The sequence below is a fragment of the Intestinibacter sp. genome, from assembly GCF_034113885.1.
Lineage (GTDB): Bacteria > Bacillota > Clostridia > Peptostreptococcales > Peptostreptococcaceae > Intestinibacter.
In genome coordinates this window covers 1-12188 of sequence record NZ_JAXEWM010000118.1, presented here as the reverse complement: position 1 = coordinate 12188, position 12188 = coordinate 1, and the positions used below count along the sequence as shown (strand labels likewise).

Sequence of the window (12188 nt, the reverse complement as noted above, 5' to 3'; positions counted from 1 at the left end):
AATCATAACCACCCGTAAAACGGGTGGTTTGCTCTGAGGCTATAAGCCTCTTTTACTGGCTGCGCCTAAAGGGCGCCAGCTTTCACTTCGTTCAAGCTACAGCCCTTTGATACTATGCAATCCCTAAAGGGATTTTAATACCAGCTACCCTTTGAAAGGGTCAACATATTCTTTTACACTTAATTTATCTTTTAATATATCTTGTTTTTCTTGATCTCGTATATATTTTTTTATTGTTGCTTCATTGATGCCTACGGTACTAACGTAAAACCCTTCGGCCCAAAAATGTCTGTTTCCAAATTTATATTTTAAATTCGCATGTCTATCGAATATCATTAGTGCACTTTTGCCTTTCAAATACCCCATGAAACTAGATACACTGATTTTAGGAGGTATACTGACCAACATATGTATATGGTCGGGCATCAAGTGCCCTTCTATTATCTCAACACCTTTATAGTCACATAACTGTCTAATTATTTGTCCTATACTTTCTCGATATTGATTATATATGATTTTTCGTCTATACTTAGGTGTGAAGACAATATGGTATTTGCATAGCCATCTCGTATGAGATAAGCTATTCGTTTTATTTGCCATAAAATCACCTTTCTTTATTATATTTGTAGCCTGAACAACTACATTATACACCAAGAAAGGTGATTTTTTAGTATAACTATCATTTCCGCACCCGCATAGCGGGTGGTTTATTGTTGAGCATGCACGCATACTCAACAGACTAAAGTCCATAATAAAAAAACAAAAGACTATTTATTAGACAGACATAGCCTTTTGTTATAATATTTAGAATGACATTTTCAAGTTGGAATATGAATATGGTTTTGTGAAATTATCATTCTTTTAAAAAATAAATTTTATTTAAAATCTCTAGACAGGGAATTATCTAGAGATTTTTTATCTTTAATAGTTAATAATTCTTTTAATTATTTATTCATAACATTTTTTTGATATAGTTCTTCGAAAGCAGGTCTTTTAGCTTCTATATCATCCATTATCATTTTAGCTAATTGAACTGGCTCTTCACAAACGTGGAAACAAGCTCCTAATTTTTCTTTTAATCCTCCACATAAGTAATCAACAGCTCTTGATGAACCACCTACTGGAGGCATTACACCTAAATAAGTATCTATACCTGTTGCAACTACATAAGTACCTATAGCTATAGCCTTTTCTGACATCCATTCTGGTGCACAGCCTGCCACTGGTAAATCACATACATCACAATCCATAAAGTTTGCAACTGCCGTACATACATTCAATATACGAGAATTGTCAACACAAGATCCAACATGTAGTACTGGTGGTATATCAACTAACTCACAAACTGTTGCAAGTCCTTTACCTGCGTATTTTTTAGCATTTTCTTTTAACATTAATCCATTCTTAGCTGCTACTGATGCACCGCATCCTGTACAAACTACTAAGAAATAATTTTTAATTAATTCTTTTATTACAGTTAAATGGTTGTAATTTGATGGAGTTTTAGCATTGTTACATCCAACTACTCCTACTACACCTCTTATTACTCCTGATGCTAAAGCATCAACTAAAGGTTTTACTGTATTCATTTCATCTATTTGAGAATTTACAACGTTGTTTAATTGTCCAACTATTGCTGCTTCACTGAAGCCTACTACACCTTCTGATTTTAAATCTGGTATTAAAACTTTTGATTTATCTCTGTTTTTGAAGTTTAATATAGCTTCTCTAACTATTGTTTTAGCATCTTCAACTGCTGTTTCTTCATGGAATTCCATATAAGTAGCACCAGTTATTTGAGCCTTTGGTGAAGTAGTTATAAATTTAGTATGATAATGCTTAGCTACTTCTGCACATGCTGGGAATATACATTGAACATCAACTATCATAGCTTCTACAGCGCCTGTAACTATTGCAAGTTCTTGTTGATGGAAGTCACCTGCTATTTTTATACCATGTCTCATTGTAAGCTCATTACCTGTGCAGCATATACCTGATAATGTTATTCCGTCAGCTCCAACTTCTTTAGCTAATGCCTTCATTTCTGGTAAATCAGCTGCTAAAACTATCATTTCTGATAATGTTGGTTCGTGTCCATGTAATATGATATTTACATTATTTTCTTCTAATACATTTAAATTAGCTTCTGTACGAACTGGTTTTGGACTACCAAACATGATATCAGAGAATTGAGTTCCTATCATAGATCCTTGCCATCCATCTGCCATAGAGCATCTTATAGCAATATCTATTATTGATTCACAGTCAGCTGCACATCCTATATGAGTTGAATGCATTACTGTAGCTATTTCTCTATCTATTGCTCTTGGTTCATATCCATATTTTTTCCAGATTTCTTGTCTTTTCTTAGGAGCATTTACTAAGAATCTTGATACTCCAAATGGTTTACCAAATTCCATTAATCCTTCATATGCAACCTCATGGACTATATCATATATATCCTTGCCTTCTGTTTCTATTCCCCAAGATTTTGCTAATGCTATTAATTGTTCTGGTTCTTTTATAGTATATCCACCATCTTTTGATGTTAAAGCCATTGTATGAGTTATATCTCTAGCATGGTCAGAGTGAGCTGCAGTACCACCTGCACACATTCTAGCATAGTTTCTAGCAACTATTGTATGTTCATCAGCTCCACAAAGTCCTCTTGGAGTTTTTGCACTTATTCTACATGGTCCCATACCACAGTTTCTACAACAAACACCTTTAAGACCAAATCCACATTGTACATTATATCCTAATTTTCTTTTGTACATTGTTTCAACGCCGTCTCTTTCGGCTTTTTCTATTAAAACTTTACTGTTAAGATCTATTGTCATACTTTGCATTTGTTCTACTAGGTTTACTTCTTTTGCCATAATCTATTTCCCCCTTGAATAAATATTTATAAATATAAAATTAAGTCATAAGTTATTTTCACTATTATTTTACCAAGGATATGATATCTTGAAAAACAGATAATAGTTGTATAACTTACAACTTATTTTTGTATTTATTCTAGGAAATTATTTTCTCGTATAATAATTATTATTTATACTTTAATTTACATGTTTTTATTTTTTTACAAATTTTATGTTTATGTTTTTTTTAACAATGTTTTTGAATCTTATGTTTTATATCTATATAAAATACTGTATCCAATAAATTTATTTCATATATTTTATATACAATAATATTTAATTTTATTTTGATTCTAATTTATCTAGTATTTTTATTAAAAACTTCTCTGCTAAGCTACCTTTTTTTATATTTTGTCTAGCCTCTTCAAACGAAAACCAAGTAGCTTTATCAACTTCATCAGATATATTTGATAAATCGTCATCTTCAACTACAGATATAAAATTCATCATTAGTGTGTTTGATTTTTCAAAATACTCACTTCTCATATATTCGTAATCTATTACGTCTAATCTTAGCTCTTCTTTGACCTCTCTGACTATTGTCTGCTCTGCTGACTCTCCCTTGTTTACATATCCTGCTACTAATATATAGTCACTTTTTCCGTATTGCTTTATTAAAAGCACTTTATTTTTAGATTTATTTACAACTGCTGTGATTATAGCTGTATTAAATATTGGATATCTAAATGCCTTGCAATTCTCACAGTATTGTACTTTATTCCCTTCATTATCTATTTTAAGTATTAATTTTTCTCCACATTCATAGCAATTATTCATATATACTCTCCTCTTAAAATTATAATTTTCTCCTATATAATAATACAAAATCAAATATTTGATAAGCAAAATTGTAAAAATATGTAATCTGGTATAATATATTATATATGATACAAAATTTGGAGGTCTAAATGGATATAAAAACATTAAGATATTTCTTGCAAATATGTGAAGATGGAAGCTTTTCTAAAGCATCAAAAAGTTTATATATATCTCAACAAGGTTTAAGTAAATCAATAAGTAATTTAGAAAAAGAAATCGGTGTTCCTCTTTTTAATAGAACATCTAGTGGTAATCAATTAACTGAGTACGGTGAATATTTGAAAAATAAAGCATCTACTATAGTTTACCAGTTTGATATTCTCACAGAAGGTATCGAGGAAATTAAACAAAAGAATAAGAAATTTTTAAATATAGGTGTTCCTTTTGGAGTAATAAATGCCCTTTCTTTAGATTTAATAAATGAATTTAATAAGGTTTATCCAGATATTATTTTAAATATAAAAGAATACACTGATACTAAATGTGAAGAGGCTGTACTAAACGGTGATGTCGACTTAGGATTTGCAATCGCACATTTTGATAAGGAAAAATTCGACTATTAAATAGTTAAATATGAAAAAATTTATGGATTTTATAAATGAAAATGCTAGTATTCATAGTAATAATTCTAACCTTTTAGATGAAAATAAATTAGTTTAGAAAACAAAAACTGTTGTAAAATTATCGTACTTATACAACAGTTTTTATTTTATATTAATCTAGTAATTTTTTATACTTTAATGTCTATACATATTTAGCTAATTCTCTCTTACAAGCTATAGTAACCTCGTCCTCTGGATTTAACTCATATGCTCTTTCTATATAATAATTAGCATCATCGAAATTACCGACATTCAAGTAAGCCATACCCAAGTTGCAAAGTATTTCTGGGTCTTCTTTTAGCTTAGCTGCTGCTTCTAATAATTCTATAGCTCTATTCATATTCATTGATGCAGCCTCACATAAAGCTAATTCTACTATTGTGTCGACTTGTTGTGGCTTCATTCTAAGGATTTTTTCGAAGTATTCCTTAGCCTTATCTATTTCCTCCATATTTTTATACGCTAATCCTATTATAAATAGTAAATTCCACCAATCCCCGTATTTATCTTCTAATGGAAGTAGCTTTTCTAGTCCTTCTTCAAATTTTCCTTGGAATACTAGAGTATATCCTTCTTCATATTCTACCTTAGAGTACATTTTGCCTAGATTATCTTGTACCTCTGCCGCAAAATCTTCTTCTAAACCTAATTTAAGTGCTTCCTCCCAGATTACCTTTGATTTTATGTATTGACTTTGATTGTAGTAGTGATATCCTAAATGGTAATAAGCAAGAGCAAAGTTTGGATCTAGATTAGTTACTTTTTCAAGCTTTTCTCCTGCCTCTAATAGCATATCGTTCATTGCCTTTGCATCGTAGTCTTTTTGATATTGAGTAGCAAGCTCTTGACATACTATAGCATAGTTGTATAGTCCTTGAACATCATCTGGATATAGTGTAATAAGAGCCTTCACATATATAAGTGCATCTGTTACTTCTCCTATTTCGAAATATTTTCTAGACATATATCCCATATATGATCTTGCGTCGAATTTTACATTTGCTTCTAAAGCCTTTAAAAATTTTTTATATTCATCGTTGTATTTAAATTCTGGATCGATACCTATTATATATATCATAGCATCTGCTATAGACATAGAGTTTAAGCCCTCTTGTGCAGTGTTTTCCTTTATTCCTTTTACTAATACTTCGTTTTTTATAGGTACATTTAATCCGTTTTTTGGTACCTTATATCCTTCTATATGAAATTCTGCATCTTCTTTAATTGTTATAAATGCCAATTCATCTGCTTTAGGTAGTAAATATTTATCTATTCTAAATTTCATGTTCGTCCTCCTTATTTATATTTTACTTGTTTTCAAGCTCTTTAAGCTCAACCTTGTGAGTTCTAGATTTTTCAAATACCTTTATATCATCGTAAACAAATAAAATTACAGTTTCTTGCTTGTCTAGCTTTGCGTGAATATCTTCCTTTAATTTTAATATATCGTATTTAAAGCATTCAAAATGAACGTATTTTAATATATATTTTGCAGGTGTATCTACATGCTTAGGCAGATATTTTTCTAGATTTTCTCTGTTGTGTAAAAACTCATGTACTCTAGCCTTCATATCCTTAACTTCTAGCTTGTTGAATATATTTGGAACACTTGATATTTTTCCTAGAGAAACATAGTCGTATTTTAATATTTCCATGAATAAATCGTAGTTTTCGCCGATTTTTTCTTTATAAAAATCTGCTAATATACTGTACAGCTGATTTTTCCCTTGAGCAAGGTGGAAATACCCCATTTCATTGAAATAATTTGCAAAATCTTCGAAGAACTTAAACGCACTTTCACTGTAGTAATTTTCAATTATATATTTTACAGATAGAGAGAAATTATTAGAGTTGTAGTATCTCTCTAATATATCTTCTATATCCTTTAGTTTTAGTATTTCGTCGTAACTTATAAATTTATTGCAAAGCACTTCATATGGAGCGTAATTCTTGTACTCATACTCAAATTCCTCTGCTCTAGCTCTCATACCTGTACCCTTTATCATCTTTAAAAATCCCAATTGCAATTGCTCTATTTGTAATGCAAATACATCGTTAAATGATTTTTCGAAGCTATCGTATCCTTCATAAGGTAGTCCAGCTATTAAATCTAGATGCTGATGGATATTTTGATAAGATTCTATAGTTTTTACAACATGAGATAGCTTTTCAAAATCATCTCTTCTTCCAACTGCATCTAAAGCCTCTTGATTTGTAGTTTGAACACCTATCTCAAACTGGAATAATCCTTCCTTGCAGTCCTTTAAAAACTCTAGCATATCATCATCTAGTAAATGTGCTGTAACCTCGAAGTGATATGTAGTGTATCCGTTGTCGTTTTCCATAAGGAATTTCATTATTTCCTTCGCAAATTTTTTATTTGCATTAAACGTTCTATCTATAAATTTTATTTGAGATACTTTTGCATCTATTAATTTTTTAAGGTCTCTTTTGACTCTATCTATACTAAAATATCTAAGACCCTTTATAGCTGAAGATAGACAGTATTGGCAGTTAAAAGGACATCCTCTAGATGTTTCGTAGTATACGATTCTATTTTCATATTCCTTTACGTTTAAATTTTCGTATGGACTTGGTATTAAATCTAAGTCTTTTAATAATTCTCTTTCCTTATTCTTTATAACCTCGCCATCGCATCTATAGGTAACACCATCTACATCCTTTATGTCGATTTCTCCATTGAAGTATTTAACTAAGTCTCTCATAACCATCTCGCCTTCACCGCGAAGTATATAATCGACAAATTCATACTTAGCCATGGCATCTTCACTGTCATAAGAAACCTCAGGTCCACCTAAGCCTATTATCAATTTAGGATTTACCTTTTTTAGATTTTCGCATAATTTGACTATATCGTATACATTCCAAATATACGTTGAGAAAAATACAGCATCGTATCCAGCCAAATATATATCCTTTAAAATATAGTCTAATTGATTATTAATAGTGTACTCTCTTATTTCGACATCTGTTAAATCTTTTATACTTTCCTTTATATATCTAATCGCTAAATTAGTATGGATAAACTTTGAATTCAAAGTTGTAAGCAATATTTTCAATTTTTTCACCTCTTTTTTCTTTTATACATGGTTTTCCTCTATATTTAAATCGAATAATGTTGTAATATAATAGTATATAATTACTTTAGAAAAGGAGTTCGCTATGGAATTAATTGATCAAGTTACTATTAACGATTTATCAAAAAGAGACTTACTATTAATTATAAAATCACTAGAATTCACAGGCAAAAAAACAAATAATCCTGACTTTATCGAGCTTAGAAACAGTATAGTAAAGGAACTATGTTTTTTGACAGAAACTAGTGAAGACCAATTTATTAGCTATCTAGAACAAAATTGCTAGATTTTTTTAAAATTAAATGTATATTTTCCAGATTTTGCTTTGACGGAAATTCTCAATATATTATCAGAAAAATCCTTAGATATAACCTGTATTTTATTTAAAATTGGATCTACTATAGTATCGCCTTGATTCAAATTAATTAGACTTCTTGGATCCGAACTCTTGGTGTATTCAGATTTATTTATTGAGTATTTTCTTAATTTAGTAATATATACAGCCATTGAAGATATAAAATCTATATTTTCTATATTTAAATTTGCATCTGCTGATAGTATAGATAATATAGATTTTTTTATACTAGAAATTCCATCATTTAGAGATTCTCTATCTTCTATGTAAATATCGTAAATCACATTTAATAAATTCGTTATTATTTCATTTTCCTTATAATCACATACCTTTAAATCTATATAATTGTCTATAATTTGTATAGCTTTTATTCTAGCCATTTGAAATTTTATCATGTTAGACTTTTCTAAATCTATTTGTAATCCGATCATTTTTTCTTTAATAGACTGAAGTATTTCTTCATATTCCATATTTTGATTATCCATTAAATTATGAATAAGACTATTATATAATACAGAAGCTAAAATGTAATCAAATAAGTACTGATCCTTTTTAAGATATTTTATATACTTCTGAATTAAGGATAATACCTCTTCCTCACTTTTTTGTATATTTGTATTTGATAAAATAAGAGGCAACAATAAATTCAAAACATCTGCATATTTCGGCTTATTATCGTAAAAATTAAAATAAATCAACTCATCTCTAAGCCTTTTGTTGTCAGTGTACACATTTCTCTGAGATTTATTATCTATTAGACACTTAGTGCCTATTATTATTAAATTTTTTAGACTGCTATCCTCTACATCAAATGCTGATATATAGCAATTTTTAATTAAATCATCCTTCACTCGAGATGCATCCTCCTTTGCCCTCTTTTTTATTTCTACTAATAAAAAGGAGCCCCGCACTATTTCTAGGTCTCCCCATAGTACAACAGCCCCTTTTAAATTTTACTTTAATTACATTCTTTCTGGTGCGTGCATTCCTAATAATGCTAAACCATTTTTGATAGTTTGTCTAGTAGCTTCAACTAATGCCAGTCTAGCCTTTCTAACTTCAGCATCATCTACTAATATTGGGTTATCATGGTAGAATTTGTTGAATGCTTGTGCTAGGTCTAAAACAAATCTAGTTATTATATGTGGTTCGCTCTTTCTTAAAGCAACTAATATGTTTTTGTTGAAGTCGCCTATTAATTTTAATACTTCTGAGCTATCTTCATCAGATAATAAATCATAGTTTATATCTGCTGTCACTTCTTCTCCTGCTTTTCTTAAAACTGAACAACATCTTGCATGAGTATATTGAACATATGGTCCAGTTTCTCCATCGAAGCTCAATGTTTTATCCCAAGTAAATACGTAATCTTTTATTCTGCTGTTTGATAATTCTTGGAATATAACAGCTCCAACACCTACATCTTTAACTGTTTGATCTATATTTTCTATATCAGGATTTTTACTTTCTATTATTTCTCTAGTTTTTTGTATAGCTTGGTCAAGTACATCTTCTAAGAATACAACTCTACCATTTCTTGTAGATAAAGTTCCTCCTTCTAGAGATACCATACCGAAGTTAACATGTTCTAGCTTATCGTACCAGTCATATCCCATAAGCTCTATTACCTTGAACCATTGTTGGAAATGAAGGTTTTGTTGAGATGCAACTACATATATACATTTATCAAAGTTATATGTGTTCTTTCTGTATATTGCTGCTGCTAGGTCTCTTGTCATGTATAAAGTAGAACCGTCATTTTTTTGGATAAGAGCTGGTGGCATACCGTATTCTTCTAGGTCTACGATTTTAGCTCCTCTAGATTCTTTTAGAAGATGTTTATCTTCTAATTCTTTTATTACTGCATCCATTTTATCTGTATAGAAGCTTTCTCCAGCAAATGAATCAAATTCTATATCCATTAATTTATAAACCTTATCGAATTCTTTTAAGCTTTCGTTTCTGAACCAAGTCCATAATTCCTTAGCTTCTTCATCTCCGTTTTCTAATTTAACAAACCATGCTCTAGCTTCTTCTTCTAGCTCTGGTTGTTCTTTAGCTACATCGTGGAATTTTATATATAAAGCTAGTAATTCTTTTATAGGATTTTTTTCTACTGTTTCCTTGTCGCCCCATTTTTTGAAAGCAACTATTAGCTTACCAAATTGAGTACCGTAGTCTCCTAAGTGGTTTATTCTTATAGTGTTATATCCTTGAGAAGCATATAATTTATATATTGCATTACCTATAACAGTTGTTCTTATATGACCTATATGGAAAGGCTTTGCTATATTAGGAGATGAGAACTCTACTATTATGTTCTTACCTTCACCTATTTTACTTTTACCATAGTCGTCTTTTTGAGTTAATACGTTGTTTATAACAGTTTTTGCTAATTGTGATTTATTCACGAAAAAGTTGACATATCCTCCCATTGGAACTACCTTTGATATGTCTCCTTCTGCTGGTATACTTTCTGCTATATCTTGTGCTATTAAGTTTGGTGCTTTTCTAAAGACCTTTGCTAATTTAAAGCATGGGAACGCATAATCTCCCATATCTTTATTTGGTGGTATTTCTATAAGCTGTAATATCTCATCATAAGATAAATCTTCTATTTTACTTTTAAGACAATTTGCTACTGCTGCCTTGAAATCTTGCATTTTATTCTCCTCTCTTGCCGTAATACGTTCGTATTTTATTATTTTATGTTAAATCAAATTATGAATTTTTTCAAGATATTTAACATTATATTTGTTCTTCATCTATTATTTTTATATTATTTTGGCTGAGGATAGAAGCTGTAACTCCCATCCCCTTTATTTTTTTCTTTGAAAAAGTTCCATCATATATATATCTGCAACCGCAAGATGGACTGATCGCCTTTAAAATAGCTTCTGTTGCATTGTTTTTTTGAGCTATTTTTAAAGCTTCCTCTGCACCTTTTATAAAATTCGATGTCACATCTATACCTTTATTTGATACGACCTTTGTTTTGCCATTTAGTACATACTTGCCGTCTTTGTTGCCATCAGTTACTATTTCCGATGGATCTCTCGGAGTTGTCAAGCCTCCTAATTGCTCTGGACACACTGCAATATATTCTTTATCCTCTAGATATTTTAGTACTTTTTCTGATTTATTATTTCCTCCACTGTATTTACAGTTTTCTCCTAATAAACAAGCTGATACTATTATCATATTTTTCACCTTTATTTTAAAGTTACTATAGTAACACCTGCTCCACCTTCGCCGTATTCACCTGGTCTTTTTGATTTGACGTGTTTATTTCTCTTTAGCACGTCTTGAAGTCCCTTTTTAAGAACTCCTGTACCTATACCGTGAATAATTGTGACTGTTTCAAGCCCAGCAACACAGGCATCATCTAAGTATTTATCCATTTCTATTATTGCTTCCTCTAGGTTTAATCCTCTTAAATCAACTTCGCCTTTTACTCTTCCTGATTTTTCGCTGATTATCTTACGAGTTTGTTTTGTAACTGTTGATTTTTTGTCTTTTGGTATTTGTTTTAGTGATTTAAATGGCAGAGTCATCTTCATTATACCAATTTGTACTACAGCTTCTTTTTTCTTTTTGTCTACAGAAACTACACTACCCTCTTGGTTTAATGTGACTACCTTGACATCATCACCTGGTTTTAAGTCTTTTATTTCTTTAGAAGATACCTTTGGAACTATCATGCTTTTTACAGAAGGCTGAAGGTCTCCCATAGAATCTGACAATTCTTTTCTAAGCTCTTCAATCTTTTTATGTTTTTCCTTAGATGCCATTTGTGTTTCTAATTTTCTAAGCTCTTTTAAAATATTGTCTGACTGTTCTTTTGCTTGTCTAGTTATGCTAAATGCCTCAGATTTGGCTTTGCTGATAATCTTATCTCTTTGAGCCATTACTCTTCTAAGTCTTTCGTCGTATTCAGCCTTTACTTCTTCTATTTCTTGTCTTAATTTTTCTGCTTCTAAGCGTTCTTCTTCTGCCTTTAGTCTGTTCTTTTCTACGTTTTGTAGTACGTCTTCTAGCTCTATATTGTCTGTATTTATAAATTCCTTAGCTCTATTTATTACGTATTCACTCAAGCCTAATTTTTTTGATATTTCAAATGCGTTAGACTTACCTGGAACACCTATTAGCAATCTATATGTAGGACTCAATGTTTCTACATCAAATTCAACGGCTGCGTTTTCTACACCTTTTTTAGTAAGAGCGTAATTTTTAAGCTCACTATAGTGAGTTGTAGCTATACATTTAGCCCCTGCCATATTTACGTCTTCTAGTATGGCAATTGCAAGAGCTGCTCCTTCTACTGGATCTGTACCTGCTCCTAATTCGTCGAATATTACTAAGGAATCACAAGTGACTTCCTTTAATATAGAAA

Annotated in this window: 11 protein-coding genes; 2 read left to right on the top strand and 9 right to left on the bottom strand. The window is 30.6% G+C overall.

All coding sequences use genetic code 11. The features are described from left to right. Positions 1-144 precede the first annotated feature (144 nt). The 3 genes from tnpA to SPD90_RS07185 all read right to left on the bottom strand — a co-directional run bounded on the left by tnpA (position 145) and on the right by SPD90_RS07185 (position 3698). Entirely contained in the window at positions 145-600 is a 456-nt protein-coding gene (tnpA, locus tag SPD90_RS07195) for an IS200/IS605 family transposase (RefSeq protein ID WP_320624228.1), read from the bottom strand. Between the two features lie 344 nt (positions 601-944). Next, the gene (gene cooS, locus SPD90_RS07190; RefSeq protein ID WP_320625610.1) at positions 945-2879 is read right to left on the bottom strand and encodes an anaerobic carbon-monoxide dehydrogenase catalytic subunit; all 1935 of its coding nucleotides are present in this window, start codon (positions 2877-2879) and stop codon (positions 945-947) included. 324 nt (positions 2880-3203) lie between these two features. Beyond that, positions 3204-3698, bottom strand: coding sequence for an NAD(+) diphosphatase (locus SPD90_RS07185; RefSeq protein WP_320625609.1), 495 nt, complete (start codon positions 3696-3698; stop codon positions 3204-3206). Between the two features lie 131 nt (positions 3699-3829). Here SPD90_RS07185 and SPD90_RS07180 point away from each other — a divergent pair, with 131 nt between their 5' ends. Beyond that, complete coding sequence (locus tag SPD90_RS07180; protein WP_320924774.1) at positions 3830-4303, top strand: LysR family transcriptional regulator; 474 nt, start codon at positions 3830-3832, stop codon at positions 4301-4303. A gap of 181 nt (positions 4304-4484) precedes the next feature. Here SPD90_RS07180 and SPD90_RS07175 read toward each other — a convergent pair whose 3' ends face one another. Both SPD90_RS07175 and SPD90_RS07170 read right to left on the bottom strand, forming a co-directional pair. Beyond that, entirely contained in the window at positions 4485-5627 is a 1143-nt protein-coding gene (locus SPD90_RS07175) for a tetratricopeptide repeat protein (RefSeq protein ID WP_320625584.1), read from the bottom strand. Between the two features lie 22 nt (positions 5628-5649). Continuing rightward, entirely contained in the window at positions 5650-7422 is a 1773-nt protein-coding gene (locus tag SPD90_RS07170; RefSeq protein WP_320924773.1) for a B12-binding domain-containing radical SAM protein, read from the bottom strand. A gap of 103 nt (positions 7423-7525) precedes the next feature. Between SPD90_RS07170 and SPD90_RS07165 the strand changes: the two genes are divergently transcribed. Beyond that, entirely contained in the window at positions 7526-7726 is a 201-nt protein-coding gene (locus tag SPD90_RS07165; RefSeq protein WP_320626790.1) for a hypothetical protein, read from the top strand. Here the strand turns inward: SPD90_RS07165 and SPD90_RS07160 are convergent. The 4 genes from SPD90_RS07160 to SPD90_RS07145 form a co-directional block, all read right to left on the bottom strand. After that, positions 7723-8646, bottom strand: coding sequence for a hypothetical protein (locus SPD90_RS07160; RefSeq protein ID WP_320626791.1), 924 nt, complete (start codon positions 8644-8646; stop codon positions 7723-7725). The two genes, SPD90_RS07165 and SPD90_RS07160, sit on opposite strands and share 4 nt — an antisense overlap. Before the next feature lie 111 nt (positions 8647-8757). Then, entirely contained in the window at positions 8758-10458 is a 1701-nt protein-coding gene (gene argS, locus SPD90_RS07155; protein ID WP_320924772.1) for an arginine--tRNA ligase, read from the bottom strand. A gap of 85 nt (positions 10459-10543) precedes the next feature. After that, positions 10544-10996 carry a DUF523 domain-containing protein gene (locus tag SPD90_RS07150; RefSeq protein ID WP_320924771.1) on the bottom strand — a complete coding sequence of 151 codons (453 nt, stop codon included), beginning with the start codon at positions 10994-10996 and terminating at the stop codon, positions 10544-10546. An 11-nt stretch (positions 10997-11007) separates the two neighbouring features. Then, a partial coding sequence (locus SPD90_RS07145; protein WP_320924770.1) for an endonuclease MutS2 occupies positions 11008-12188 on the bottom strand: 1181 nt, incomplete at its 5' end.

What these genes read in the sequence shown, in the direction of transcription:
- SPD90_RS07165 (WP_320626790.1), top strand. Translation starts at nt 7,526, where the DNA reads ATGGAATTAATTGATCAAGTTACTATTAACGATTTATCAAAAAGAGAC.
- tnpA (WP_320624228.1), bottom strand. Translation starts at nt 600, where the DNA reads ATGGCAAATAAAACGAATAGCTTATCTCATACGAGATGGCTATGCAAA.
- SPD90_RS07150 (WP_320924771.1), bottom strand. Translation starts at nt 10,996, where the DNA reads ATGATAATAGTATCAGCTTGTTTATTAGGAGAAAACTGTAAATACAGT.
- SPD90_RS07180 (WP_320924774.1), top strand. Translation starts at nt 3,830, where the DNA reads ATGGATATAAAAACATTAAGATATTTCTTGCAAATATGTGAAGATGGA.
- cooS (WP_320625610.1), bottom strand. Translation starts at nt 2,879, where the DNA reads ATGGCAAAAGAAGTAAACCTAGTAGAACAAATGCAAAGTATGACAATA.
- SPD90_RS07185 (WP_320625609.1), bottom strand. Translation starts at nt 3,698, where the DNA reads ATGAATAATTGCTATGAATGTGGAGAAAAATTAATACTTAAAATAGAT.
- argS (WP_320924772.1), bottom strand. Translation starts at nt 10,458, where the DNA reads ATGCAAGATTTCAAGGCAGCAGTAGCAAATTGTCTTAAAAGTAAAATA.
- SPD90_RS07175 (WP_320625584.1), bottom strand. Translation starts at nt 5,627, where the DNA reads ATGAAATTTAGAATAGATAAATATTTACTACCTAAAGCAGATGAATTG.